Origin of the sequence: Phenylobacterium sp. (assembly GCF_036264965.1) — a bacterium.
GTDB lineage: Bacteria > Pseudomonadota > Alphaproteobacteria > Caulobacterales > Caulobacteraceae > Phenylobacterium.
Genome location: NZ_DATAPY010000037.1, coordinates 1 through 25146 on the forward strand (window position 1 = coordinate 1; position 25146 = coordinate 25146).

The window sequence follows — 25146 nt, forward strand, 5'->3', positions numbered from 1 at the left end:
CGCATTGCCTCAGCTGATTTGCTACCGGCTACAGTTGTTGCCTCATTTGAAATGCTACCCGCCAGCCCAGCAGGGCATCGGGGGCGAGGATGGCGAGGCAGGTCAGTATGGCGACCAGGTCGGAGTTGATCGGCGCGATTGTGGAGCGCTACCGGGCTGGTCGCCGCGCCGAGAAACGTCAGATCCTCGACGAGTTCGTCGCGGTGACGGGTTATCACCGCAAGCATGCCATCCGTGTGCTGAGCCTGAGAAGCGCGCGCCCGGTCGTCGCCACCCGATCTCGTGCGATCTACGGCCAGCAGATCCGCGATGCGCTGATTTCGCTCTGGGAGGCCTCGGACCGGGTCTGCTCCAAGCGCCTGCGGGTGATGATACCCGTGCTCCTGCCCGCGCTCGAACGGCATGGCCGGTTGCAGATCGGCCAAGATCAACGTGATCAGTTGCTCAAGGTCAGCCCCGCGACCATGGATCGGCTGCTCTGCGAGGTGCGCATCGTGGCTCGTGGAGGCCAGCGACGCCGCGCAGGCCTCAGCTCGGCGGTCCGGCGGTCCGTGCCGGTGCGGACTTTCGCCGACTGGGGCGACCCAAGTCCGGGATTTGTCGAGGTCGATTTCGTCGCCCATTCCGGGACCTCGAGCTCCGGCGGCTTCATTCAAACTCTGGTGCTGACTGATATCGCCACCGGATGGACGGAGTGCATTCCGGTCTTGTTGCGCGATAGCAGCTTGGTGATCGACGCAATCGCCAAGGCTCAGACGTTGTTTCCATTCGCCTTGCGGGGCGTCGACTTCGACAACGACAGCGCCTTCATGAACGAGCTGGTGGTCGATTGGTGCAGAGCCCAAGGGCTGGAGGTGACTCGATCAAGGGCCTACCGCAAGAATGACCAGGCGTGGGTGGAGCAAAAGAACGGCGCAATCGTTCGCCGGCTTGTGGGCTATGGCCGGTTCGAGGGCCTCGACTCCGTTGCCGCGCTGACCCGGCTTTACGCAGCCTCAAGGCTGCATACCAACCTGTTGCAGCCGTCGTTCAAGCTCAAACAGAAGACCCGGGTGGGCGCGCGAGTCATCAAGCGCTACCACGCGCCGATACCGCCCGCTGATCGCGTCCTGGCGCACAGTGATGTCGTTGAAATCGACAAGACAAAACTTCGCGGAGTGCGTGCCGTGGCGGATCCAGTTTTGCTGCTGGCCGAGATGCGCACTGCGCAGGAAGAGCTAGGACGACGTGTGGACCGTCGAGGCCTTACAAAGGAACAGGCTGATCCCATCGTTGTTGACCTGCAGAGATTTGCGGTGGGTCTCAAGACCGCCTGGCGGACGGGTGAGCAACGCACCACGCATCGCCGTCAATACCGCCGGCGCAAGCCCGTCCCGGTCAGGCCCGGCATGTTGGCTCCATTTGAAGATCAGATTCGAGCTTGGCTACAGGCCGCCCCAGCAATGCCGGCGATCGAGGTTCTACGGCGGCTGACGTTGCTCGAGCCATCGACCTTCACCCCGAAGCACCTTCGCACCGTCCAACGGGCCGTGAAGGTCTGGCGGACGACCATGGCCAGGCGCCTGATCCTGGAAGGGGCCTGGGTGATAGGCGCTGGATGACCACCGCTACGCCGCTCGCTCGCTACGGCGCCATGGGGAGGCGCGCGTCGCGAGCGGCTCCGCTGCCGCCCAGCCCGCCGGAGAACGACCCAGATCACCCAGCTTACCCGCGCTAAGACGTCACGGTTTGTTCGGTAACATCTGCGGGTGAGGCAATACGGGGGGTCAGATCCGGATGTCGCTTGATAGTCAGCCTCTTACGGATCTAGTGGGCTTGCCCGGCGAGTGAAGCCGAAGAACCCGCGATCCACCCCTTAGCTTGCAGCGCACTCAAGGCGATCTCGATCTGCCGGGGGGTAAACTGACGCTTGCGGTCGTTCCAGGCATAGACTTTGGCGCGAACCTCGTCCGGTGTGGCCGCTCCCTCACGCGTCGCGACCCAATGGACGGTGGCCAGCAACTCCAGGCCGAAGGGAGTCTCGAAGCCTTCGACCAGCTTGCCGACGCGGTCGAACCGGGTGCGGGTCCCGTCATCGGAAGCAAGGAACGCCTCCGCATCCTTCACGGCGCCAGGAACCAGTTCGAGCAGCTTGTCGGGCGCGTCGCCGCCGTCGTGGTAACCCGACAGCATGTGACCTTCGACCTTCGTGAGGACGTGCCGAAGGTTGTCGGCGTAGGGCCCATAGTGGTGCTTGATGTAGTTCAGGCGCAGCGGCTGCCCTGCCTCCTGCATGAAGTACATGAGCTTCTGCAGCTCAATCAGCGTCACGAACGGATCGAGCAGCCCGCCCAGGTAGCGATGGACCAATACGACGAGGGCGGCCCGGCCGGCGGTCATCGAGGGAACGTCCCGCGACTTCGTCGCGACGGGTGCCTGCGTCGGCTCAAAGATGATGACGCGCACGTCGTTGATCCCCCGCAGGGCGTCCACGATCCGCGGCTTCACGTCCAACCAGGCCAGGCCGCCCAGGCCACTACCGAGCGGCGGGATCGCGATTGAACGAATGCCCCGCTCCCGAATCTCGGCGACCAGGGCCTGGAGGCCGGATTCGATGTCTTCCATCCGGCTTTTGCCCTTCCAATGCCGCTTGGTTGGGAAGTTGATGATGTACTTGGGGTTGGTGAGGCTCCGGGTCTCGAAGACGAACATCTTCCCCGGCCGAACCGCTTCGCGCGCGCAGGCAGCAGCGTAGGCCTCGAAGTTTTCCGGAAACTGGTTTTTGAACTGAAGGGCGATGCCTCGGCCCATGATGCCGACGCAGTTCACGGTGTTCACGAGCGCCTCGGCGTCCGCCTGTAGGATGTTGCCGGTGGTGAGTTCGATCATTGCGCGCCCCTAGTAGTACCAGTCGCGACGGATTTCGATGATGGGCCGATGCGCGGCATCGCCCATGGCGGCGGACACGGGTTGGACAAAGGCGTTCGAATACACGCCGATGCGTTCAATGAGGGTCCAAGGGAAGGAGTGCTCGAGCAGGAACTCTGCCTGCTTGCCCTCCTTGATGGCACGCTCCGACCATTGCCGGGCCTGGACCGAGTCCCATTTGATTTCGTTCAGCTGCGCCAAATCGGAACGATCCTCGAAGTAGTAGGCGCCGGCGTTCGAGAGGGTGAACGCCCACCGGCGACCCTGTTGTTCCGCCCACTCCACCGCGTCGTGCAGGTCCGCTTCGAGGTGGACGATGGGCTCCTGTCCGCCTTTGAACGTCAGCTCTTCGTTTCGCCGGTGTATCAGGAACAGCATCACCGATCTAGAACAAAAGTAGAACGGAGTGCACTGGCCGACGTACAGGTCAGGGTGACAGCTGAGTCGGAGCTCATTCAGCCGCCGCTGCTTGATCCGGTTCATGCCGATGGTGGTACCGACCGGCGCGCGTTGCAGCAGAGCGGCATCACAGAGCAGGTGGCGGTCGGCGACGATTGAGGCCAGCTTGTCCCAATGGACGATGTGGTAGATTTTCGGACGGGCAGGAACAGGCACGATCAAGCTCTCGCCCTAACAGCGACCAAGCGCGAGTACTGGGGGTAGTATGCCGCGATGCCGATTCTCCCCAATCCGCCTTGCTGAGGGCGACTCAACCGAGGCTATTGGGACGCAATCCTGAGACGACGCCTAGAGGCATGCCACTATATTCTAAGGTGCGGCCACAGGGCCTCGCGGATCGGTCACTGCCGCGTCCGTCGCAAGTGGGCGGCCAATGCTTCACACCGAGGGGGTCACAGGTTCAATCCCTGTCGCATCCACCATCGCCTCTCCGAAAATAGAATTTCAGTCCGTTGGGCCCAGCAGCCGCAGACAGGCGTCCGGCAGCTCGTCGTAGTGGTCGATCACGACATCGGCGCCGAGTTCGGCGGCCGGCGTCTCGGTGTAGCCGAAGCTGACCAGGATCAGCGGAACCTTGGCGGCCCGCGCTGCGCCGGCGTCGGTCCCGGCGTCGCCGACCAGGATCGCGCGCGCCGGATCGCCGCCGACCTCGGCGATGGCGGTGAGCAGGTGGCGCGGGTCGGGCTTGATGGCCGGGGCGCGGTCGGCGCCGATCACGGCCTCGAACAGGCGGCTCATGTCCAGCGCATCGAGCAGGGTGGTGGAGAGCCCGGTCAGCTTGTTGGTGCAGACCACCAGCTTGGCGCCGGACGCCTTCAGGGTCTCCAGGGCGGCGATGCAGCCGGGGAACGGCCGGCTCTCGTCGGCGATGTGCGCCTCATAGTGGGCGAGGAAGCGGTTGAGCAGCGGCTGCACCTGGCCGGGCTCCAGGGCGGCGTCGGCCGCCTGGAAGCCGCGCTCGATCAGCCAGCGTGCGCCGCGGCCGATGAACGGCCGCGCGTCATCCATGGCGAGCGGCGCTACGCCCTCGGCCGTGAGCAGCCAGTTGAGCGTGCCGACCAGGTCGTGGGCGGTGTCGACCAGGGTGCCGTCCAGGTCGAAGGCGATGACGGCGCCCGCCAAAGAAGAGGCAGGCGCCGCCCCAGGCTCAGCCCCCATTGACGATGGCGGTCGCCTTGTCGAGTTCGCCGGCATAGGCGTTCAGCGCCTGGCTGGTGATCCCGACGTACTTCTGGGCGTCGTCGAACCGGCGCTCCTCGATGGCCTCGCGCACGCCCGGCAGGGTCTTGGCGCCATAGCCGGTGAAGCGGCCGGGGGCGTAGACCATGTTCATGTACCAGCCGCGGCCTGGCAGGCCTTCCGGACGCAGCATCGTCTGATCCAGCGGCCGGACCACCGCGTCCAGCTTGACGCGTTGGGCCTTGTTCAGGCTCTCGCCCTTGGTCGCGAGCGCCGAGTCGAAGGCCGCCGCGCTGGCCTTCAGCTTGGCGACGGCGCTCTCCAGGGCTGCGAAGTCCGTGGTCGGCGAGGCTTTCAGCGGCGCCGGGTTGGCGTGCGGCTTGGTCGGGTCGGCGGCCAGCGCGAAGGCGTTGCCGCTCAGGAGGCGCGCCTGGGTGCGGCCCGCGTCGCGGGTGGTGTCGGCGAGCTTCTTCACCTCGTCGAGGTAGGTCGCCACCGTGTCGGCGAAGTCGCCGTAACGCTGCACCGGCAGGTCGGCGTCGGCCAGGCGCATCACCGCCCGGCCGACCGTCTTGGCCAGCGTCGCGTCATAGGCGAAGCCCGGGTCCACGAAGGTCGAGTGGTGCTGATAGTCGTCGTAGAGCGAGTGATAGACTCCGCCGCTTTCGCCCTCGCCGCCGTAGCCGAAGTCGATGGACGGCACGCCCAGGTGCTGCAGGAAGGCCGAGTAGTCGGAGCCGGAGCCCAGGGCGCCCAGGGGGATATCCTTCGTGGGATCGTTGGCCGCCGCCTTCATCTGCGGCGACTGGCCCTCGCCGCGGCCGCCGCCGCCGCCGCTTTCGGACATGCCCACCGCCAGCCGGGCGCGGGCGCGGTCGCGGACCGAGACGCCAGTCTCCGGGTCCTTCACGTCGGCGCTCACCTGGTTGACGAAGTGCTGGAAGGCGTGGCTGCCCTCGGCGCGGAAGAAGCCGCGGCCATTGCCGTCGGTGTTGATGTAGACGACGCCCTTGGCCTTCAGCTCCTCGGCGTGGGTTTCAGCCCATTCGGTGGACCCCAGCAGCCCGGGCTCCTCACCGTCCCAGCTCGTGTAGACGATGGTCCGCTTCGGCTTCCAGCCGCCCTTCATCAGCACGCCGAAGGCTTTGGCCTCGGCCAGCAGGGCGATCTGGCCGCTCAGCGGGTCGGATGCGCCCATCACCCAGCCGTCGTGGTGGTTGCCGCGCACGATCCAGTCGTTGGGGGCCTCCGAGCCCTTGAGCGTGCCGACCACGTCGTAGAGCGTCTTCAGCGACCAGTCGGACTTCACCGCCAGGTGGGCCTTGCCGGCCGTCTCGCCGCCGCCGACATGGTAGGTGATCGGCAGCGAGCCGCGGAAGTTGGCCGGCGCCACCGGGCCGTCCAGTGACTGCAACAGCACCTGCTCATCGCCGTAGGAGATCGGCAGGCAGGGGATCTTCAGGATGACCTGGGCGTCCTTGCGGTCGAGCCGCTTGGCGTCCTTGGTGGCCCCGACGCCCGGGGTCAGCGGATCGCCCGGATAGATCGGCATGTCGGCGACCGAGCCGCGCTGGAAGCCGTGCGCCGGCCGCGCCGCACCCTTCGGATAGACGTCGTCGGTGGCGTAGCCGTCGTCCTTGGGGTCGGAATAGATCAGCGCGCCCGCCGCGCCGTGCATCTGGGCCAGCAGGGGCTTCAGGCCGCGCCAGCCGCCGCCGTAGCGGGTGATGACGATCTTGCCCTTCACCGAGATCCCCATGCGCTCCAGCGCCAGGTAGTCCTCGGGCATGCCGTAGTTGGCGTAGACCAGCGGCGCGGTCACATCGCCGTCGCCCTGGAAGGCCACGTAGGCGGGAAGCGCGTCCTTGGTGTAGGTCGGCTGATCGCCGGGGATCGGCGGCTCCTGCAGTGTGGCCTTGAAGCCCGCGCCGGGGCCGGCCACCAATTCCAGGGCCTCGCTGATCGGCGTCGGATAGAGCACCTCGAAGGTCTCGATCTTCACATCCCAGCCCCACGACTTCAGCTGGGCGGCTTCCCATTCAGCATTGGCCTTGTCGTGCGCCGAGCCCACGTGGTTCGGCTCGGCGGCCATCAGCTTCAGCCAGGTCCCCATTTCGGCCGGATCGATCAGGCTGTCGAACTTGGCTTCCAGCGCTTTCTGATCCATCGGCGCGGGCGGCGCGGCCCAGGCGGTGGTGACGGCGCCGATCGCGCACGCAGACAGAAGGGCGGATAGACCGTGACGACGCTTCATGAAAATGCACTCCCCGAGAAGGCCGGGAAGCTAGCCGCTTCTCGCCCCCGGCGCCAAGGCTTGGTAAGCCAGCGGCGAAGATTGCTGACTCGGCCCGGAGACCCTGCCCGATGACCGCGCGCGCCGCCGTAATCCTTGCCGCCGGGCAAGGCACACGGATGAAGTCCGCCTTGCCCAAGGTGCTGCACAAGGTCGGCGGCCGCGGGCTGCTGGAACGGGTGATCGACACCGTCGAGGCGACCGGCTGCGAGAAGATCGTGGTGGTGGTCGGCGCCGGGCCCTCGGCGGTGCGCGACCTGGTGGTCCGCCGCCTGGGCGAGGGCGCCGTGGCCGTGCAGGACCCGCCGCTTGGCACCGGGCATGCGGTGATGGCCGCCCGTGAGGCCCTGGCCGGGTTCGACGGCGATGTCTTGGTCACCAACGGCGACTGCCCGCTGTTGACGCCGCCGGACCTTGAGCCGCTGTTCGAGCTACGGGGCGCCGGCGCCGACCTCGCCCTGCTGGGCTTCGAGCCTGTCGACGCCTTGCTCTACGGGCGGATGATGATGAGCGCCGCGGGCGATGTCAGCCGCATCGTCGAGCCGAAGGATGCCAGCCCCGCGGAGCTGGCGGTCCGGACCTGCTATGCGGGCATGCTATGCGCGGACAAGGCGCGCCTCTTCGGCTGGCTCGACCGCACCACCAACGACAACGCCAAGGGCGAGTACTACCTGACCCAGATCGTCGCCCTGGCCGCCGACGACCGGGCGCACGTCAAGGCCGCCATCGTCCCGGAAAGCGCAGTGATGGGCTGCGACACGCCCATGCAGCTCGCCCAGGCCGAGCGGATCTTCCAGGACCGCCGCCGCGCCCAGGCGCTGGCGGACGGCGTGGCCATGCTGGCGCCGGAGACGGTGCACTTCTCCTACGACACCGAGATCGAGCCCGGCGCGACCGTGGAGCAGTTCGTGGTCTTCGCGCCCGGCGTCCGCGTCGAGACCCGCGCGGTGATCCGCGCCTTCAGCCACCTGGAAGGCGCGGTGGTGAAAGAGGGCGCCTTGATCGGCCCCTATGCGCGCCTGCGGCCGGGCGCGGACATCGGCGAGGACGCCCACATCGGCAATTTCGTCGAGGTGAAGAAGGTCGCGGTCGGCAAGGGCGCCAAGGCCAACCACCTGAGCTATCTCGGCGACGGCACGGTCGGCGCGGGCGCGAACATCGGCGCCGGGACCATCTTCTGCAACTACGATGGCTTCGACAAACACGAGACCCACGTCGGCGAGGGCGCCTTCATCGGCTCCAACACCGCCCTGGTGGCGCCGGTGAGCGTGGGGCCGGGCGCCTACACCGGCTCCGGCTCGGTGATCACCAAGGACGTGGCGGCCGACGCGCTGGCGGTCGAGCGGGGCCAGCAGGTCGAGCGCGAGGGCTGGGCCGCCAAGTTCCGCGCCCGCAAGCTGGCCGCGCGCGCCGCGAAGCAGCGCAAATCATGAGTTCCGCCGACGATCAGAAGCGCGCGGTGGGCGAGGCGGCGGCGGCGCTCGTCGAGGACGGCATGGTCGTAGGGCTTGGGACCGGCACGACGGCAGTGTGGTTCGTAAAGGCGCTGGCGGCGCGGGGCCTCAATCTCACCTGCGTGGCGACCTCGCAGGCGACGGCGGACCTGGCGACGAGCCTCGGCCTGACCGTCGGCGAACTCGGCGAGACCCGGACTATCGACCTCACCGTCGACGGCGCCGACGAGATCGGGCCCGGCCTGTCGCTGATCAAGGGCGCCGGCGCGGCGCTGCTGCGCGAGAAGCTGGTGTGGGAGGCCTCGCGGCGCTCCATCGTCATCGCTGACGCCGCCAAGGTCGTGCCGATGCTGGGCGGCAAGTTTCCCTTGCCGATCGAGGTGGTGGCCTTCGGGTACAAGACGACCCACGCGCGCATCTGCGACGTGCTCGGCGAATTCGACATCGGCCTCGCGCCGCGCTTGCGGATGAAGGAGGGCGCCCCGGTGAAAACCGACAGCGGCAACCTCATCTATGACGCAGCTTGCGGGCGGATCGAGGAGCCGGCGCTGCTGGCGGCCGCGCTGAAAAGCATCACCGGGGTCGTGGAGCACGGCCTCTTTCTCGACTTGGCCGACCTGGCGTTGATCGGCGGCGATACGGGCGTCACCACGCTCGAGCCCTAGAAGATTGAAGGAGGCCAGACTTGGCCAAGTACGACTACGACCTCTTCGTGATCGGCGCGGGTTCGGCCGGGGTGCGCGCGGCGCGCCTGGCGGCCATGTCCGGCGCCAGGGTGGCGGTGGCCGAGGAGCACCGCGTCGGCGGCACCTGCGTGATCCGCGGCTGCGTGCCCAAGAAGTTCATGGTCTACGCCTCGGAATTCTCCCACCATTTCAAGACGGCCAAGACCTATGGCTGGACGATCGAGGGCGCCAGGTTCGACTGGCCGAGCTTCCTTGAGGAGAAGGACAAGGAGATCGCCCGGCTTTCCGGCATCTACGTCCGCAATCTGCAAAACGCCGGCGCCGAGCTGGCCCACGGCAAGGCCCGCCTCACCGACGCCCACACCGTCGAGATCGACAAGGTCGGGACCAAGACCGCCGACAAGATCCTGATCGCCACCGGCGGGCGGCCCTGGGCGCCCAAGGACCTGCCGGGCGCGGAGTTCGCCATCTCGTCCAACGAGGCCTTCCAGCTGCCGGAGCTTCCGAAGCGGATCGTCATCGCCGGCGGCGGCTATATCGCCGTGGAGTTCGCCGGCATCTTCAACGGGATGGGCGTCGAGGTGACCCTGGTCCACCGCGGCCCCAATGTCCTGCGCGGCTTCGACGACGACGTGCGCAGCCACCTCACCGAGGAGATGGAGAAGCGCGGGATCACCGTCATCCTGGCGGCCCAGCACATCGCCATCGAAAAGACCGCCGGCGGCTTCACCAGCCGACTCTCCAACGGCCATGAGGTCGAGAGCGACGTGGTGATGTTCTGCCTGGGCCGCGAACCCTATGTCGAGGGCCTGGGCCTGGAGACGGCGGGCGTGAAGCTGACCGACGAGGGCGCGGTGGCCGTCGATGCCTATTCGAAGACCAACGTCGACAACATCTGGGCGGTGGGCGACGTCACCGACCGCATCAACCTGACGCCGGTGGCGATCCGCGAGGGCCAGGCCTTCGCCGAGACCGAGTTCTACGCCCGCCCGACCACGTTCGACCACGAGACCGTCGCCTCGGCGGTGTTCTCCCAGCCGCCGATCGGCTCGGTGGGCCTGAGCGAAGCCGATGCGCGCAAGCTGTTCGGCAAGGTCGACATCTACCTGGCCCGGCTGAAGCCGATGAAATACGCCTTCGGCGGCGACGAGCGTTCGCTGTTGAAGCTGGTCGTCGACGGCGCCACCGAAAAGGTGGTCGGCTGCCACGTGGTCGGGCCCGACGCGCCGGAGATGATTCAGATGGCCGCCATCGCCATCAAGCTGGGGGTCACCAAGCCCCAGTGGGACGCCACCTGCGCCGTCCATCCGACGCTCGCCGAGGAACTGGTCACCATGCGCGAGAAGTACGTGCCGCTCGGCCTGGGGCAGGTGGCGTGAGCCGAGGCCTGACCGCAACCGCGTCCCGCGACCTCCTCAGCGTCTGGTGCGGCTGGGTGCTGATCGGCGCGGCGGTGCTGGTGGCGCCGATCGGCTGGCTGTGGCCGCTGGGGTTCTCGGGCCTGCTGGCCCTGGTTGGCCTGCTCTGCCTGCCGGCCGTGCGGATCAGCGACCAGGACCGGCCCGCCGCGATGATCCTGTTCGCGGGCCTGATCTGGGCGGCGGTGTCGACCACCTGGAGCCCGTATCACCCGAGCAAACCCGGCAATAACACCATCCTCAAGCTCGCCTTCGAGCTGCCGCTCTACTGGAGCGCGATTTCGGCCGCCCGGCGGGCCGACCCGGCCCTGCGCACCCGGGCCCTGCAGGTCCTGGCCTTCGGCTGCGCCCTGTTCGGCCTCGTGCTGATCGAGGAAACCATCACCCGCGGCGCGGCCTACAAATATCTGCACGTCTTCTACGAGCCGATCCGCGGCGACCTGGCGGAGTCCAACGACGGCCACTCCACCCAGGTCCTGGGCCTGATCTGGCCGCTCGCGGCGCTGGGCGCGCCCAGCCGCCTGATGCCCTGGCTGGCGCTGGTGATGGCGGCTGGCGTCGGGGCCGCAGCCATGGCCTTCGGCTACGACGCCCCGGTGCTGGGCCTGATCCTGGCGCCGGTGGTCTTCCTGATGGTCTGGCGCTGGCCGACGCTCACGCCGCGGCTGCTGGCCGTCGTGGCGGCGGTGCTGTTCCTGTCCATGCCCGCGGTCATCTGGGCGGTGCGCCACTTCACCGACTACGAGGCGCTGCGCCACGCCCTGCCCATGACCGACGCCATGCGCCTGGGCTACTGGAGCCACGCCATCGACTGGATCAAGCTGCGGCCCCTCCAGGGCTGGGGCCTGGAGGCCAGCCGCATGTTCGGCCCCGGCATCGTGCTGCACCCGCACAACAATCCCTTGCAGGTCTGGCTGGAGCTCGGCGCGATCGGCGCGATCACCGCCGCGGCCTTCTGGGGCGTGGTGCTCAGCCGTCTGGCGCGGCCGTGGTCCAACATGACGGCGGCGGCGTCGGCGGCCTGCTGCTCGGTCTATCTGCTGTTCGGCGTCAACTTCGGCGTCTGGCAGGAGTGGTGGCTGGCCCTGGGCGCCCTGGTCGCCCTGCTCACCGTGGCCAACGCGCAACGGCCGGTGCGGTAGGTCTTTCCAACGGCCCGTCCGGCAAACATCGACCTCGCCCCCCATCTTGGAGTAGAACGCCCGGCTTCCCTGCTGAGCCGCGGGGCTGCGGAGTTGGAGCTATGACGGAACACTGGACGCCGGCCGCCTGGAGATCGAAGGCCGCCAAGCATATGCCGCAGGACTATCCCGACCTCGCCGCGCTGGCGAAGGCCGAGCAGACCCTGCGCGCCATGCCGCCGCTGGTTTTTGCAGGTGAGGCCCGCCGCCTGAAAGGCCTGCTCGCCGACGTCTCCGAAGGCCGCGCCTTCCTGCTGCAGGGCGGCGACTGCGCCGAGAGCTTCAAGGAATTCCACGCCGACAACATCCGCGACACCTTCCGCCTGATCCTGCAGATGGCCGTCGTCCTGACCTTCGCCGGCGGAAAACCCGTCGTGAAGGTGGGCCGCATGGCCGGCTAGTTCGCCAAGCCCCGCTCGGCGCCCACCGAGACCATCGGCGACGTGACCCTGCCGTCCTACCGCGGCGACATCATCAATGGCATGGAGTTCACCCCTGAGGCCCGCACGCCGGACCCGCAGCGGATGATCCAGGCCTACAGCCAGTCGGCCTCGACGCTGAACCTGTTGCGCGCCTTCGCCGGCGGCGGTTACGCCGACCTGCACAACATCCACAAGTGGACCCTGGGCTTCGTCGCCGACAGCCCGCAGGGCGCGCGCTACCGCGAGTTCGCCGACAAGATCAGCGAGACGCTGACCTTCATGGAAGCGGTCGGCGTCACGCCGGAGAGCCACCCCAGCCTGCACCAGGTGGAGTTCTTCACCAGCCACGAGGCCCTTCTGCTCAACCTCGAAGAGGCGATGACCCGCGTCGATTCCACCTCCGGCCAATGGTACGACACCTCCGCCCACCTGGTGTGGATCGGCGAGCGCACCCGCGACCTCGACGGCGCGCACGTCGAGTTCTTCAAGGGCATCCGCAATCCGATCGGCGTGAAGTGCGGCCCGACGATGGAGCCGGACGACCTGCTGCGCCTGGCCGATGCGCTCAGCCCCGCCAACGAGCCCGGCCGCCTGACGCTCTACGGCCGCTTTGGCCACGACAAGATCGCAAAGCGCCTGCCGGCCCTGCTGCGCGCCACCAAGGCCGCCGGCAAGTCGGTGGTCTGGGCCATCGACCCGATGCACGGCAACACGCTGACCGCCAACAACGGCTACAAGACCCGGCCCTTCGACCGCATCCTCTCGGAAGTGAAATCCTTCGTGGAGATCTGCAAGGCCGAAGGCGTCCACCCCGGCGGCGTCCACCTGGAGATGACCGGCCAGAATGTCACCGAATGCACCGGCGGCGCCCGCGAAGTCACCGAAGGCGACCTCGCCGACCGCTATCATACCCACTGCGACCCCCGCCTCAACGGCGAGCAGGCCCTGGAACTGGCCTTCCTGGTGGCGGAGAAGCTGAAGGACGAACGGCTGGACGAGGCGCAGCGCGCGGCGGCGGGCGGCTAGCGGCGCATCCTTCTCCCCTTGCGGGAGAAGGTGGCCTGCGAAGCAGGTCGGATGTGGGGTCGAAAACCCTATCCGATCCATGCGTGGGATCGCGCCGAGAGCGGAGCAAAACCCCGCATCCGTCGCCCTTCGGACGACACCTTCTCCCACAAGGGGAGAAGGATCACGGAGTGGGACCCATGATCGGCTATACGCGGCGAACCCTGCTCCTGACCCTCCTGGCCACCATCGCCGCTCCGGCAGCGCGAGGCCAAGCCCCCACCGTCGTTACCCTCTTCGGAGACTCCATCGCCGCCGGCTACGGTCTGGCCCCACCCGACGGGCTCGCGAGCCAGCTCCAGGCCGCGCTCGCCGCCCTCGGGATCGACGCCGCGGTGCGTAACGCCGGCGTGCCGGGCGACACCTCGCCCCATGGCCTGGCCCGCCTCAACGGATCGGTGCGCAAGGACACCACCCTCTGCATCGTCGAGTTCGGCGGCAACGACCGCCGTCTGGGCTACCCCGAGACCCTGACCCGCGACAGCCTGGACGTCATCGTCAAACAGCTGAAGGATCGCGGCGTCACCGTCATCCTGGCCGGCATGGGCGCGGGCGAGCGCGGCGAGCTCTACCGCCAGATCGCCGAGGCCAACCACGTGGCTCTCTACCCGGACCTCTTCGCCGGCGTCGGCCCCGACCTGCGCCAGCCGGACGGCGTGCACCCGAACCCCGCCGGTGCGAAGGTCATCGCCCGGGGCCTGGCTGAGGTGGTCGCCGAGGCGCTACGGGCGTGGAAGGGCCGGTAGGCGTCTCGCCGGCCGCGGCCTCAGTGGCTGTGCGCCTCGTCGTGCACGTAGGGCGTGCCGTCCGACCATTTGCCCGCGCCCACCATGAAGATGGTCTCCGGTTCGGGCCCCCGAGCGTGGTCGGTGTCCAGTATGACCGGCGAGCCCGGCAGGTTCGCCCCCCAGTTCGCCGCGTCCGCCGTCGGGACATGGAACATCAGATGCGGCATCCAGTGCCCGCCCGCATCCCCCAGATACTGCTGGCGCGACATCATGTAGGACATCGCGCCAGTCTCCGGCGCCGCCAGTTCCTTCTTGGCGACCGCGGTCTTCAGCGCCGCCAGCATGCCCTCCTTGGACTGGCCGGCGAGCGCCAGCGCCGTGCGCTTGGCGGTGCGCGGCATCAGCGACCGCGCGGCCGGCGGATTGTAGCAGACCGGGCCCCGCAGCTTCGGGTTCCAGAAGTCCGTCGAGTCGAACGGCGACATCCATCCGCGCTCCACCAGGCAGACGAAGCCGTTCTTGCCCCTGGCCGCGGTTTCGTAGCCGCCGCGCCCCAGCACCATGATCGTGGCGTCGTTCGAGATCGCCGGCGGGGCCGCGCTGCGGGCCAGCGCGACCTCGGCGTCGCGGTCCATCAGATACGGGGCGAGCGGCCCCATGGTCGGGTACGCCGCCGCCGCCGCGAGACCCGCCGTCCCCACGGCTGCGGCGCCCAGCGCCAGGCCAAGCCGCTCCATCGCCCGTTTCCAGTTCGCCGTCATCGCGTCCTCCCGACCCAGGTTCGCCCGCCCGGAGATTTCCGGTCCATTGGTCCCAGGACGAACAGGGGTACGCCAAGCCGACAGCGGCGATGAAAATAATTTCGAGCGCCCGCCGGCGAACCGCAAACCGACCCGATGAGGGCTGGCCTGTGAAGCGGGCGGCCGAGGCGCTGCGGGCGCCGGGAGGCGCTACACCCCCGCCAGGTGCTCGGTCGCATTGACGCCCAGCACCTGGGTGTGGGCGCCGGCGGCGTTGATCTCCGTGATGCCGCAGGGCGACATCACCAGGCGCCGGTAGGCCGAGAGCGGCTGGTCGAGCGCCTGCATCAGGACGGCGCGGCCGACGCTGTCGTGGGTGACCAGCACCAGCACGCGGCCGTCGCCCACGCCCTCGGCCACCGCCAACCGCAGCGCGTCGCCGGCGCGCAGCACCAGATCCTGCAGCGACTCCCCGCCCGGGAAGCGCACGCTGGCCGGCGCGGAATACCAGCGGTCGTAGAGGTCCGGATCGGCGGCCCGCGCCGCCTCGTAGGTCAGCCAGGTCCAGTCGCCGTAGTCGAGGTCGTTGAGCGCCTCGACCACGCGCGCCGGCGCGCCGGTCGCCTCGGCGATCGCCCGCCCGGTCGCCACGCACCGCTGCACGGGGCTGGTCCACACGGCCGCCACCTTTGCGCTCGCCGCGATGCGCGCCGCCGTCGCCGCCGCCTGCCGCTGGCCGAGCTCGGTCAGCGGCAGCTCGCGCCGCCCGCGGAACCGCGGCGGCTCGATCCCCTCCACATGCCCGTGCCGAACCATCAGGATGCGCGTCATGATCAGGCTCCCATCGCTGCCCCGTTGGTAGCCCGAGCCCCGCCCGCTTGTCGCGCGCCGACCGGAAATTAGGGATACGTACGACTTCGGGCGGTCGCCGGGACACGGCCCGAGCGCAGGTCGTCTGCGTCTTTAAATTCCGGCTAGAAGCCGCAGATGGTTCTCGCCAATCCGCAGGAAGACCGGCCGTCACAAACGCGACGCGCAACCGAGGATTCACCCCAATCCCGTACCTTGCCGGTGCACGGCACACGGAGCGACACGATGCGCGGCCAACCCGGAGCGATGATTTGCGCGCTGATGCTGATCGCACTGGCCGCCGCGGGAGCGGGCAAAGCCGCCCAGCCGAGCCGCCCGACGGCAGCCGTCGCGACCGCCGAGAGCTACATCGAGGACCGGCTGAAGGACCCGATTTCGGCCCGATACCGGCACATGCAAACTGGCCCCATCTATGCGTCGGATGGACATGGCGCGCGGAACGTTTGCGGCGTCGTCTACGCGAAGAACGGGCGCGGCGTGTATGACGGCGGCGCGCGCTTCGTCGTTGGACTTAAGGACGGACATCCGGTCGGTGTGATCACCGACCTGGACGACAATCGCGAAGGGACTGCGATCTTCCTCCAGTTCGGCGAGCGCATCTGCGGAACGCCCTTCGCGACGCTCCAATCTGAACTTGAGAAGAAGAACGCTCAGGAACTTGCCGCTGACGCCGCTGCCACCGCGGGATTTGGGGCGTGCGGCGAAGCCATGCGTTCCGCGCTGGCCGGCGCGAAAGGAAACTCGACAGCGACGAAGGCGGCCATCGACGGGAACCTTCAGTGCATGCACGACGTGACGGCGGAACATCGCGCGGCGTATTCACGAACTTTGGGGTTTCCCTGGCAGGGACCGTTCGGTGTTCACTGAGCCCCGTGAATGACCACCCCTGATGGGATTGGCCTTGGCGCCATTGGTGGCGTCCGCGTCCCGCGCCGTAGCCTCAAGCCGCCGCTTGACCCTCCGGCTCGACCGATAGCCGCATCCCGACTGTCTTCAGGACCGCCAGCAGCGTCTTGAGCGTCGGGTTGCCCTTCGGCGAAAGTGCGCGATAGAGGGACTCACGGCTGATACCCGCCTCGCTGGCGACCAGGGCCAGTCCGCCATAGGCCTCGGCGACGGTCCGCAGCGCCAGCAGGCAGGCGCCCCGGTCCTCGGGATTGTCGAGCGCCGCCATCGCGGCCTTCAGATATTCGACCGCCAGCCCGCGGTCGGCCCGAAGCTCGGCGACCTCCCGGTCGTGGTGAGACACAACACCGCGTAGCTTTGTCATCGCTGCTCTCGCTTCCATTCCGCCCAATAGGCCTTCGCCCGCCTGATGTCCGCCGCCTGGCTTGTCTTGTCGCCGCCGCAGAGCAGGATGACCAACGATGCTCCATGACGTCCGAAATAGACGCGGTATCCCGCGCCGACATGCACCCTCAGTTCGGTCACGCCCTCACCGACGGGTTCGCAATCCCCGAGGTTTCCCGCCTCAACCCGCCGCAGGCGGATACGGATGCGGGCCTCGGCGGCCTTGTCGCGCAAGCCGGCGAGCCATTGGGTGAACGGTTCGGCGCCGTCTTCCCGTTGATACCGCAAGAGCTCCATCATTTGTACCTTATAAGCTACATCGGCGCAAGGATTCCGGGCGGCGTTCCTCTCGTCCGCCGCTTTGCACGCTGAATATTTGACATTTCAAATATCCAATGTTCTTGTTTTGTTCGATGAGCGAGACGCCCTCCATCACCGCCGCGCCCAACGATCCTTCGCAGGATGCGCCCGAGGCATGCCTGGGCGGGGAGGCCAATCGCTCCGCACAGCGCCTCGCTATGCTCCGCGAGCTTGCCGAGATCGGCATGCGGCTGGCGCGGGGCGTCGAGCGGCAGGCTGAGGAGCCGGAGGCGGCGCCCGGCGATGTCGGGCTGGTGTTCTCGCGGATCGCGCGGGCGGTGCGCCAGACGCTGGCGCTGGAGGCGCGGCTGGAAGAGGAATTCCAGGTCCGCGCCAAGCAGGAGCAGGGCGACCGCGACTATCGCCGCGCCCGCGAAGCCCGCGCGCCGATCGACCGGCGCTCGCGCCTGGTGCGCCGCGCGGTCGCCAGCGCCATCGAGGCCGACACCGACGACATAGAGTCGGCCGAGCAACTGCTCGAATGCCTCGACGAGCGGCTCGGTGACCGCGAGGCCGACGACGACTTCATGGGCCGTCCGATCGGCGAACTGGTCGCGCTGATCTGCAAGAACCTGGGCGTCCGCGCGGACCTCAGCCTCTGGGAAGACGAGGCCTGGGCGATGGAGGAAGCCGCCGCCCGGGCGCGGCCGCCATCGGACGGCCAGCCGGCCCCCGAGCTGGCCCCCGAAACGGCCTACGACGCCCTATCGCCCGTCCGCCTCGCGTCGGCCGGCGCGCCGAGCTGGCTCTCGGGCTGAGCCGCGGGATTGCGCTCATCGCCCCGACGGCGGGGAGGGCGTCCCCTCGAGGATGGCCTGCAGGGCGGCCGCGAGCTGGGCGCGGCGATAGGGCTTGGCCAGGAACGCGGCTTGGGCGCCGATCCGTCCTTCGCGCAGGATCGCGTCGTCGTTATAGCCGGAGGTGAACAACACCGGCAGGGCGGGGCGGAGCAGGCGCGCCTGGTCGGCGAGCTGGCGGCCGTTCAGGCCGCCCGGCATCACCACGTCGGTCATCAGCAGTGCGAACGTCTCCTCGCCGGCGAGCGCGTCGAGCGCGGCGCGGCCGTCGGCCGCCGCGGTGACGCGGTGGCCGAGCGCATTCAGTTGCCGGGCCACCTGGTCGCGCACCAGGCGGTCGTCCTCCACCAGCAGGATATGGCTGGACGCGGCGCCAGCCGCCGGCTCGGCCGCGTCCGGCGTCGTCGCCGCCTCGGGCGGCTCGGCCTCCGGAAGGTAGAGCCGCACCGTGGTGCCGGCGCCCTCGATGGACGAGATCGTGAAGTGGCCCCCCGATTGCCGCACGAAGCCGTAGACCATGCTGAGGCCAAGTCCGCTGCCGCGCCCGACCGCCTTGGTGGTGAAGAAGGGCTCGACGGCGCGGCGAATGGTCTCCGGCGACATGCCGGCGCCGGTGTCGCGCACGGAAAGCATCACATAGGGGCCGGGCCTCAGGCCGAAATGCGGCGCGGCGTCCTCGGTGAAGGAGACCAGGCCGCTCTCCAGGTTGACCGTGCCGCCGCCGGGCATGGCGTCGCGGGCGTTGATGCAGAGGTTCAGCATGGCCGACTCCAGCTGCGCCGGGTCGGCGAGGCAGAAGAGCGGCCCGCGGGCGTGGGTCACGCAAAGTTCCAGGTCCTCGCCCAGGGTGCGCCGCACCAGCCGCGCCAGGGCGTCGAGCATCTGTCCGGCGTCCAAGGCGCGGGGGCGCAACGGCTGCTGGCGCGCGACGGTGAGCAGCCGGTTGACCAGCTCGGCGCCGCGCTCGGCGGCGTGCAGCGTGAGCTCGGCCTCGCTGCGCAGCGGGTGTCCGCCCGGCAGCCCGTCCATGATCGCCTCGGCGCCGGCGGTGATCACGGTCAGCAGGTTGTTGAAATCGTGCGCGACACCCGCCGTCAGGCGGCCCACCGCCTCCAGCTTGTCCTTCCGCTGCAGCGCCTCATGCGCCAGGCGCTCGTCGTGGACGTCGGTGAGATTGCCCACCCACTCGGTCACCAGCCCGGCGGAGTCGCGAAGCGGGACGCCGCGAGCCACGCACCAGCGATGTTCGCCCCCCTCGGTGCGCGCCCGGAACTCGGCCCGCCAGGGTGTTACGGCGGCCAGCGCCTGGCTCCATTCCTGCTGGGCGCGCGCCCGGTCGTCGGGGTGGATCCATTCCAGCCAGGCGTCCCCGTCGTAGTGCGGCGGAAACGCCCACCCCGGACCCTCGACGTGCGTCCCTTCGGGCGTCCAGCGCCAGACGAGGGAGGAGGTCTCCTTCACCAGGCTGCGGTAGGCCTGTTCGCTGCGGGCCAGCGCCTCGGGCGCTGGCTCGTCGAACAGCCGCGGCGCCTCTTCCGGCGGGGCGGTGCGGGGAGCGTTCGGCGCCGGCTCGCTCATCTCCTGTCTGCCAGGTCCGCGGCGAAGAGGTCGATCGGTTGCAGGCGCACCGCGCCCCTGGCGCGCAGGGCGTCGGCGACCAGGCCCGGGCCGTTCACGTGAGTAAACCCGGCCGACCAGGCGGCGAGCACCAGCGCGCGGGAGGCGAGGCCATAGGCCACGCAGGCCTTCGACATCTGGGCGGCGTTACGCACGAAGGTGGCGAGCTTGGCCTGGGCCTGGCGGTCGGCCGGGTCGAGATCCGAGCAGTCCAGGGTCGCGCCGTTCAAGCCACAGCCGCGCCACGCCGCCAGGTCGGCCGCCGCGCTGGGCGCGCGGGCCAGGACGGCGCGGGCGAAGGGCGCGATCGAGGCGACGATCTCGGCCATGCGGCTTTGCGGCAGGCCATCGGAAAGTTCGACGATCTCCAGGATCAGCAGCTTGCGCATCTCGGGCGACAGGTCGCGCAGGGCGTGCAGCACGCGGTAGCGCGTGAGGCTGTAGGTCAAGGCCCGGACCGGCAGGGTGAGGTGCAGCGCCACCTTCACCTCAAGCTGCTCCAGCAGGTCCACGGCGGCGGCGATCATCTGCAGGGCGATGTCGCCGGCGATGCTGGAGGAGAGCTCCGCCGGCAGGGCCGCCACGCCGTCGGGTTCGGTGGTTTCCAGGCTGACCGTGGGCCGCAGCAGATAGGAGGCGACCGCGCGGGCGGGAACGTTCCAGACCGGCTCGGCGACGACGGCGACCTCGACGGCCAGTCCCCCCTCGACGACCAGCCGCAAGGTGCGCGACCGCGAAAGCGTCAGGGCGTCGCAGGGCGGCGACAGGGATTGCGCCGCGGCCGCCGCCCCCTCGGGGGCGGCGATGTCCAGCTGGTCGGGGCTGATCAGCTGTCCCGGCGCCACGGCGCGGACCCCGAGTTCGCCGTTGATGTAGGCGTTCACCTGGAACAGCCGCAGGTCCTGGTGCGACGCCGCCCCCAGGAAGAATTCGAGGGTCTCCCGCAACAGGTTGGCGCTGAACCCGAGCGCCGCCGTGCGCGACGCGCCGGGCTGGATGGTGAGGAATTCCCAATCGTTCAGCGGGACGATGACGTCGCCCGGCTGCGAGAGGCGGCTGAACGCCCGCTCCACGAAGGTGACCACCTGCTCGCGCTTGCGGGGCCAGCGGTCCTCGGAGCGTTCGCGGATGGCCTCCACGCTGATGATGTTGACCGTCCCGCTGGCGATCGCGGGCCCGACCTGATTGAGCATCTCGCGGAGCGAGGCCGAGATCAGGCGCTCCATGGCTCAGGCCGGCGCCGGCGCGGAGCCCAGGTCCGCGATCATCTCGCCGCCCTCCTCCGCCAGGTGGATAATGGTGTCGAGCTCGGCGCGCACCGCCGGCTCCAGCGTTGCGTCCTGGGCGAGCTCGGCGGCGCCGAGGATCTTGCCGAAGAGATTGTTGAGCGCGTGGCGCAGGACCATCGGGTCCGACGCCTCGGTGGCGTTCACGCGGCGCTCGCCGCGATGGGGTCCCGCAGGATGCCGTCGGCCAGAGCCACCAGCTGCGCCAGGCGGAAGGGCTTGGCCAGCGTCGCGTCGGCCCCCACGTGGCGGGCCAGGGTCAGGAACTCGTGCGGCCCGACCCGGTATCCGCCGGAGACGGCGATTATCTTCAGGTCCCGCGAGGCCCTGCGGAGCGCCACGATGGTCTCCACGCCTTCGCGCGTCGGCATGATGATGTCGGTGACCACCAGGTCGGGCGTCTCCGCAGTGAAGCGCGCCAGGCCCACCTGGCCGTCGGGCGCCGAGCGAACCTGGTATCCGGCCAGGAAGAAGGCCGCCGACATCTGCCGCAGCAGTTCGATGTCGTCGTCGATCAGCAGAACCCGCTTCTGTGCCACGTCGCCCCCGTCACCTTGGTCTTGGTTTATGAGGGTTCAATCACTAGGTGCGTAAGAAATCCGTAAAAATTTTGCCGCAATGGAGAAATAGTGAAGATAAATCTGTGGCATTAGGCGTGTCACATAACGTGTTACCCGGAAGTTCAGATCACACCGACGTGAGATTGTACAGCTTCCGGTAGTCCTTCTGGGCATCGATAGCGTGACGCGGCGCGCACCGGGCGCCCGCCGCGTCACGCTGACGCACCATGGCCCTTGTTCGCAGCGACTTAAGGCGCGCCCGCCAACAGTCCAGGCTCCGCGTTTTCGGGTTCGAAGGGCATTGGCGCGATGCGAGCGAAATCAACGCGTCCCAAGGAAAGGGCGGCCGACGCGAACGTCGATGGCGAGGTCACGCCCTACCAGCTGACCCTGGCCGCGCTCACCTACTCCTGGCGCCGCCAGGCCGTGTTCAACATGGCCATCGGCGTGGCTTTCGCCCTGGTCGGCGGGCCGCTACTGGGCCTGGGCTGGACGTTGGCCCTCTGCGCCTTGGACTGGGTGCTTCAGCAGGTCTATCCGCGCCTGGCGGCGGGCGCCGCCCGGGTCCAGTCCGATCGTGGAATGACGTGGCTATGCTGGCTGGTCTTCGCCAAGGGCTTCCTGTGGTATGCCGTCCCGGCAGGGTTCACCGTCCTCAACCACAGCGTCGCCGGCCTGGCCTATGTGGCTGTCCAGGCGGTCGGCCTCACGGCCCTGGCTGTGTCCACCGCCCGCCATTCGCGGCGTGTGTTCCTGACTATGGTTGCGGTGCCCGTGGCCGCCCTGCCGCTTTGCGTCGTCGCGACGCTGGGCGTGGGCCAAGGCGCCGGCGTGCTCTGCGAGACCCTGGTCCTGGCCTTCGCACTTTGGCTGATTGGCTCGGGCACCAGCCGGGTCGTGGCGGAATGGAACGAGTCACAGACGCAGCGCCTGCGGGCCATGGCCGAGATGCGGGCCGCGCTGCACCGCTCGGAGATCGCCGAGGCGAGGCTTTTGGAGGCGCTGGGCCGCGCGGAGGCCGCGAACCGCGTGAAGAGCGAATTCCTCGCCACCATGAGTCATGAGATCCGCACGCCGCTGAACAGCGTGCTCGGCATGGCCCAGGCCATGCACCGGGGCGAGCTTTCGGACCCCCAGAGGGGCCACCTGCGGATGATCAGCACGGCCGGCGAGGCGCTCCTGAGCCTGCTCAACGACCTCCTCGACCTCTCCAAGGCCGACGCCGGCAAGATCGAACTGGAAGACGGCGTCATCGATACCGAGGCGCTGGCTGCCGGCATCGAGGCCTTCACGCCGCTCCTGCAGGACAAGGACGTGGTCCTCTCCGTGACCGTGGCGCCCGAAGCGGTGGGCAGCTGGTCCGGGGACCCCACTCGGGTTCGCCAGGTGCTGCACAACCTGATCTCCAACGCCGTGAAGTTCACCGATCGCGGGACCATCTCGGTCGCCATCGCCTACGATGGCGCGGCCCTGGTCCTCGCCGTCGAGGATAGCGGGATGGGCATCCCGGCCTCCCGGCTCGACCAGGTCTTCGAGCCCTTCGTGCAGGCCGACGCCTCCACCACCCGCCGGTACGGCGGATCGGGCCTTGGCCTCACCATCTGCCGCGACCTCGTCGCCCTGATGGGCGGGAAGATCGAACTCGCCAGCACAGAGGGCGTGGGCAGCCGGTTCACCGTGACCCTGCCGGCGCGGGCCGTCGCGAGACCGGCCCCGGTCGCCGAGGCGCAAGCCCCGATCGCCGCCGTCGACGGCCTGCGGGTGCTCGCGGCGGAGGACAATCCGATGAACCAGGTCGTTCTGCGGACCCTGCTTGAGGCCGCCGATATCTTCCCGGTCGTGGTCTCGAACGGCGAAGAGGCGGTTGCGGCGTGGAGGTCCGGCGCCTGGGACGTCGTGCTGATGGACATCCAGATGCCGGTGATGGACGGCGTCGCGGCGACCCAGGCGATCCGGCAGGCCGAGCGCGAAGCCGGCGCGGCGCGGACCCCGATCATCGCCCTGACCGCCAACGCCATGGACCACCACCGATCAGAATACCTGGGGGCAGGAATGGACGCCCTGGTCGCCAAGCCGATCAACCTTGCGGTGCTGCTGAACACCATCCAGGCCCTGCTCGCCACGGCTGCCGATGAGGTCCCGCCGTCCGAGATCCTGGGGCCCGGCCGCCGGCTCGCCCACGCCGCGCGCTGACCGACGGCGCCTTGCCGATCATCGCCGAACGCGGTGATGCGAATGTGCCTTCCGCGTCACGCGCGCCGCCGCGACGCGGCGCCCCAACAACCTCGGCTTGCTATTTTTGACGCCGGCGCCAGTCTCCGCGCCTCTTTGAAAACTAGGTGTTCCGCCCATGGACCGTCCCGCGGCCCACGACCCTGTCCCGTGTGACTTTGCAAAAGTCATATGGGGCGAACAGGGTCGTCACTTTCACTGGAGAACCCTTCTTGCCTGATCGTGAGACACGATCGGGAAGGGTTCTCGCGTCCTCCGTGACGGGAGGGCGCGTCCTTCCCGTCCGCACCGAACTGGCCGAGCTCCTGAAGCTCTCGGGGCCGGTGGTGATCTCGCGCCTGGGCATCATGGCCATGGGGCTGTCGGACGCCATCGTTGTGGGCCGCTATTCGGCGACCCAGCTCGGCTACCATGCGCTCGGCTGGGCTCCGTCCAGCGTGGTGGTGACCATGGCCATCGGCCTGCTCTCCGGCGTGCAGGTGATGACCGCGCGCGCGATCGGCGAGGGGCGGCGGCATGACACCGGGGCGGTGCTGCGCCGGGGGCTCGGCTACAGCCTGTGGATTGGGCTGATCTCGATGGTCGTCCTCGCGCTGGTGGGGCCGGTCTTCCTGCACGCGATCGGCCTGGAGAAGAGCCTCGCCGACGGGGCCAGCCGGGTGCTGATGGTCTTCTGCCTGTCGCTGCCGGGCTATGCGCTGAGCGTCAGCGCCAGCTTCTGGATGGAGGGCCTGTCGCGGCCCGGGCCCGGCGCCTGGGCCATGTGGCTCGCCAATGGGATCAACCTGGCGCTGGACCTGATCCTGGTGCCGGGCCACTTCGGCCTGCCGGCGCTGGGCGCCATCGGCGGGGCCTGCGCCACCACGGGCGCGCGGACCTTCCTGGCGGTCTTCATGCTGGGCTACATCGCTCTGATGCCCGAGGCGCGTGCGCTAGGCGTGTTCGACAAGCCGGAGAAGGACCGCGCCGCCGAGGCCGAGCAACGCCGGATCGGCTTCGGGGCCGGCGCGTCGAACTTCTTCGAGGTGGCGGCCTTCGCCAGCATGAACATCATCGCTGGCTGGATCGGCGGGCTGGCGGTGGCGGCCTGGGCCATCGTGCTGAACGTGGCCGCCATCGTCTTCATGGTGCCGCTGGGTCTGTCGACCGGCGCGGCGGTGCGGGTCGGACGAGCCTATGGCGCGCGCGAGCCGCGGGGCGTGATTCGGGCGGGCCTGGTGGCGTTCGGAGTGACGGGGCTGTTCGGCGCCCTGGTGGGCCTGGTGATCTGGCCCAACGCCGCCCTGATCTCCAGCGCCTATACGGAGAACCCGGTGACCCTGGCCATGGCGGTCCCGGCTCTGATCCTGTCGTGCCTGATGTATCTGCCGGATTCACTGCAGGTGGTCGTGGCCCAGGCGCTCCGGGCCCGCGGCGACGTCTGGCTGCCCACCGGCACGCACCTGACCAGCTACATCGTGATCATGATGCCGCTCGCCTGGTGGCTGGCGATCCCCCGGCACATGGGGATCATGGGCCTGGTCTGGTCGGTGGTGATCGCGAGCTTCGTCTCCGGCGGGCTGCTGCTCGGCCGCTTCTGGATGCTGAGCCGGCGGGGCTGAG

At 68.9% G+C, this 25146-nt stretch carries 22 protein-coding genes and 1 pseudogene; 11 read left to right on the top strand and 12 right to left on the bottom strand.

Annotated features, from left to right (window positions below):
• Positions 1 to 89 precede the first annotated feature (89 nt).
• Positions 90 to 1601: a transposase family protein gene (locus VHS75_RS04835; RefSeq protein ID WP_329637475.1), complete on the top strand. Its 1512-nt coding sequence runs from the start codon at positions 90 to 92 to the stop codon at positions 1599 to 1601.
• Positions 1602 to 1806: 205 nt separating this feature from the next.
• Here the strand turns inward: VHS75_RS04835 and darG are convergent, their stop codons facing one another.
• The 4 genes from darG to VHS75_RS04855 all read right to left on the bottom strand — a co-directional run bounded on the left by darG (position 1807) and on the right by VHS75_RS04855 (position 6799).
• The gene (darG, locus tag VHS75_RS04840) at positions 1807 to 2868 is read right to left on the bottom strand and encodes a type II toxin-antitoxin system antitoxin DNA ADP-ribosyl glycohydrolase DarG (protein WP_329637476.1); all 1062 of its coding nucleotides are present in this window, start codon (positions 2866 to 2868) and stop codon (positions 1807 to 1809) included.
• A gap of 9 nt (positions 2869 to 2877) precedes the next feature.
• Complete coding sequence (gene darT / locus VHS75_RS04845; protein ID WP_329637510.1) at positions 2878 to 3522, bottom strand: type II toxin-antitoxin system toxin DNA ADP-ribosyl transferase DarT; 645 nt, start codon at positions 3520 to 3522, stop codon at positions 2878 to 2880.
• Positions 3523 to 3810: 288 nt separating this feature from the next.
• A complete protein-coding gene (gph, locus tag VHS75_RS04850; RefSeq protein ID WP_329637477.1) occupies positions 3811 to 4524 on the bottom strand; it encodes a phosphoglycolate phosphatase in 714 nt (237 codons plus the stop codon).
• The gene (locus tag VHS75_RS04855; RefSeq protein WP_329637478.1) at positions 4514 to 6799 is read right to left on the bottom strand and encodes a transferrin receptor-like dimerization domain-containing protein; all 2286 of its coding nucleotides are present in this window, start codon (positions 6797 to 6799) and stop codon (positions 4514 to 4516) included. Before VHS75_RS04855 ends, gph begins: the two co-directional genes overlap by 11 nt.
• Positions 6800 to 6909: 110 nt before the next feature.
• On the opposite strand from VHS75_RS04855, the gene glmU reads away from it, so the two are divergent.
• The 6 genes and pseudogenes from glmU (at position 6910) to VHS75_RS04885 (ending at position 13810) form a co-directional block, all read left to right on the top strand.
• Entirely contained in the window at positions 6910 to 8271 is a 1362-nt protein-coding gene (gene glmU / locus VHS75_RS04860; RefSeq protein ID WP_329637479.1) for a bifunctional UDP-N-acetylglucosamine diphosphorylase/glucosamine-1-phosphate N-acetyltransferase GlmU, read from the top strand.
• Positions 8268 to 8957, top strand: coding sequence for a ribose-5-phosphate isomerase RpiA (gene rpiA / locus VHS75_RS04865; protein ID WP_329637480.1), 690 nt, complete (start codon positions 8268 to 8270; stop codon positions 8955 to 8957). Before glmU ends, rpiA begins: the two co-directional genes overlap by 4 nt.
• Positions 8958 to 8977: 20 nt before the next feature.
• Positions 8978 to 10357, top strand: a complete 1380-nt coding sequence (gene gor, locus VHS75_RS04870; protein ID WP_329637481.1) for a glutathione-disulfide reductase — start codon at positions 8978 to 8980, stop codon at positions 10355 to 10357.
• Positions 10354 to 11538 carry an O-antigen ligase family protein gene (locus tag VHS75_RS04875; protein WP_329637482.1) on the top strand — a complete coding sequence of 395 codons (1185 nt, stop codon included), beginning with the start codon at positions 10354 to 10356 and terminating at the stop codon, positions 11536 to 11538. The genes gor and VHS75_RS04875 overlap by 4 nt, the downstream gene beginning before the upstream one ends.
• A gap of 101 nt (positions 11539 to 11639) precedes the next feature.
• Positions 11640 to 13025 (top strand): annotated as a pseudogene (locus VHS75_RS04880) (class II 3-deoxy-7-phosphoheptulonate synthase).
• A 179-nt stretch (positions 13026 to 13204) separates the two neighbouring features.
• Positions 13205 to 13810, top strand: a complete 606-nt coding sequence (locus VHS75_RS04885; protein WP_329637483.1) for a GDSL-type esterase/lipase family protein — start codon at positions 13205 to 13207, stop codon at positions 13808 to 13810.
• Between the two features lie 20 nt (positions 13811 to 13830).
• On the opposite strand, the gene VHS75_RS04890 is transcribed toward VHS75_RS04885, so the two are convergent.
• Together VHS75_RS04890 and VHS75_RS04895 are read right to left on the bottom strand one after the other, a co-directional pair.
• Entirely contained in the window at positions 13831 to 14553 is a 723-nt protein-coding gene (locus VHS75_RS04890) for a hypothetical protein (protein ID WP_329637484.1), read from the bottom strand.
• Between the two features lie 189 nt (positions 14554 to 14742).
• Positions 14743 to 15363: a histidine phosphatase family protein gene (locus VHS75_RS04895; protein ID WP_329637485.1), complete on the bottom strand. Its 621-nt coding sequence runs from the start codon at positions 15361 to 15363 to the stop codon at positions 14743 to 14745.
• 156 nt (positions 15364 to 15519) lie between these two features.
• Between VHS75_RS04895 and VHS75_RS04900 the strand changes: the two genes are divergently transcribed.
• Entirely contained in the window at positions 15520 to 16269 is a 750-nt protein-coding gene (locus VHS75_RS04900) for a hypothetical protein (RefSeq protein WP_329637486.1), read from the top strand.
• Between the two features lie 73 nt (positions 16270 to 16342).
• Here VHS75_RS04900 and VHS75_RS04905 read toward each other — a convergent pair whose 3' ends face one another.
• Together VHS75_RS04905 and VHS75_RS04910 are read right to left on the bottom strand one after the other, a co-directional pair.
• Entirely contained in the window at positions 16343 to 16672 is a 330-nt protein-coding gene (locus VHS75_RS04905) for an addiction module antidote protein (protein WP_329637487.1), read from the bottom strand.
• Positions 16669 to 16992 (bottom strand): type II toxin-antitoxin system RelE/ParE family toxin, encoded by a 324-nt coding sequence (locus tag VHS75_RS04910; RefSeq protein WP_329637488.1) that lies wholly within the window; start codon positions 16990 to 16992, stop codon positions 16669 to 16671. The genes VHS75_RS04905 and VHS75_RS04910 overlap by 4 nt, the downstream gene beginning before the upstream one ends.
• 95 nt (positions 16993 to 17087) lie before the next feature.
• Between VHS75_RS04910 and VHS75_RS04915 the strand changes: the two genes are divergently transcribed.
• Entirely contained in the window at positions 17088 to 17810 is a 723-nt protein-coding gene (locus tag VHS75_RS04915; RefSeq protein ID WP_329637489.1) for a hypothetical protein, read from the top strand.
• A 15-nt stretch (positions 17811 to 17825) separates the two neighbouring features.
• Here the strand turns inward: VHS75_RS04915 and VHS75_RS04920 are convergent, their stop codons facing one another.
• The 4 genes from VHS75_RS04920 to VHS75_RS04935 are packed head-to-tail and all read right to left on the bottom strand — an operon-like array spanning position 17826 to position 21291.
• Positions 17826 to 19427 carry a PAS domain-containing hybrid sensor histidine kinase/response regulator gene (locus VHS75_RS04920; protein WP_329637490.1) on the bottom strand — a complete coding sequence of 534 codons (1602 nt, stop codon included), beginning with the start codon at positions 19425 to 19427 and terminating at the stop codon, positions 17826 to 17828.
• On the bottom strand, positions 19424 to 20692 hold the full coding sequence (locus VHS75_RS04925) for a hypothetical protein (protein ID WP_329637491.1): 1269 nt from the start codon (positions 20690 to 20692) through the stop codon (positions 19424 to 19426). The genes VHS75_RS04920 and VHS75_RS04925 overlap by 4 nt, the downstream gene beginning before the upstream one ends.
• A gap of 3 nt (positions 20693 to 20695) precedes the next feature.
• Positions 20696 to 20899, bottom strand: a complete 204-nt coding sequence (locus VHS75_RS04930) for a hypothetical protein (protein ID WP_329637492.1) — start codon at positions 20897 to 20899, stop codon at positions 20696 to 20698.
• Complete coding sequence (locus tag VHS75_RS04935) at positions 20896 to 21291, bottom strand: response regulator transcription factor (RefSeq protein WP_329637493.1); 396 nt, start codon at positions 21289 to 21291, stop codon at positions 20896 to 20898. The genes VHS75_RS04930 and VHS75_RS04935 overlap by 4 nt, the downstream gene beginning before the upstream one ends.
• 330 nt (positions 21292 to 21621) lie before the next feature.
• Here VHS75_RS04935 and VHS75_RS04940 point away from each other — a divergent pair, with 330 nt between their 5' ends.
• A complete protein-coding gene (locus tag VHS75_RS04940; RefSeq protein ID WP_329637494.1) occupies positions 21622 to 23505 on the top strand; it encodes an ATP-binding protein in 1884 nt (627 codons plus the stop codon).
• Between the two features lie 296 nt (positions 23506 to 23801).
• Entirely contained in the window at positions 23802 to 25145 is a 1344-nt protein-coding gene (locus VHS75_RS04945; protein ID WP_329637495.1) for an MATE family efflux transporter, read from the top strand.
• Position 25146 lies beyond the last annotated feature (1 nt).

Coding starts and splice junctions, on each gene's coding strand:
- darG (WP_329637476.1), bottom strand. CDS start 2,868: ATGATCGAACTCACCACCGGCAACATCCTACAGGCGGACGCCGAGGCG.
- VHS75_RS04895 (WP_329637485.1), bottom strand. CDS start 15,363: ATGACGCGCATCCTGATGGTTCGGCACGGGCATGTGGAGGGGATCGAG.
- VHS75_RS04900 (WP_329637486.1), top strand. CDS start 15,520: ATGGTTCTCGCCAATCCGCAGGAAGACCGGCCGTCACAAACGCGACGC.
- rpiA (WP_329637480.1), top strand. CDS start 8,268: ATGAGTTCCGCCGACGATCAGAAGCGCGCGGTGGGCGAGGCGGCGGCG.
- VHS75_RS04905 (WP_329637487.1), bottom strand. CDS start 16,672: ATGACAAAGCTACGCGGTGTTGTGTCTCACCACGACCGGGAGGTCGCC.
- VHS75_RS04885 (WP_329637483.1), top strand. CDS start 13,205: ATGATCGGCTATACGCGGCGAACCCTGCTCCTGACCCTCCTGGCCACC.
- VHS75_RS04910 (WP_329637488.1), bottom strand. CDS start 16,992: ATGATGGAGCTCTTGCGGTATCAACGGGAAGACGGCGCCGAACCGTTC.
- VHS75_RS04925 (WP_329637491.1), bottom strand. CDS start 20,692: ATGGAGCGCCTGATCTCGGCCTCGCTCCGCGAGATGCTCAATCAGGTC.
- VHS75_RS04940 (WP_329637494.1), top strand. CDS start 21,622: ATGCGAGCGAAATCAACGCGTCCCAAGGAAAGGGCGGCCGACGCGAAC.
- VHS75_RS04890 (WP_329637484.1), bottom strand. CDS start 14,553: ATGACGGCGAACTGGAAACGGGCGATGGAGCGGCTTGGCCTGGCGCTG.
- VHS75_RS04920 (WP_329637490.1), bottom strand. CDS start 19,427: ATGAGCGAGCCGGCGCCGAACGCTCCCCGCACCGCCCCGCCGGAAGAG.
- gph (WP_329637477.1), bottom strand. CDS start 4,524: ATGGGGGCTGAGCCTGGGGCGGCGCCTGCCTCTTCTTTGGCGGGCGCC.
- VHS75_RS04835 (WP_329637475.1), top strand. CDS start 90: ATGGCGAGGCAGGTCAGTATGGCGACCAGGTCGGAGTTGATCGGCGCG.
- VHS75_RS04915 (WP_329637489.1), top strand. CDS start 17,088: ATGTTCTTGTTTTGTTCGATGAGCGAGACGCCCTCCATCACCGCCGCG.
- VHS75_RS04855 (WP_329637478.1), bottom strand. CDS start 6,799: ATGAAGCGTCGTCACGGTCTATCCGCCCTTCTGTCTGCGTGCGCGATC.
- glmU (WP_329637479.1), top strand. CDS start 6,910: ATGACCGCGCGCGCCGCCGTAATCCTTGCCGCCGGGCAAGGCACACGG.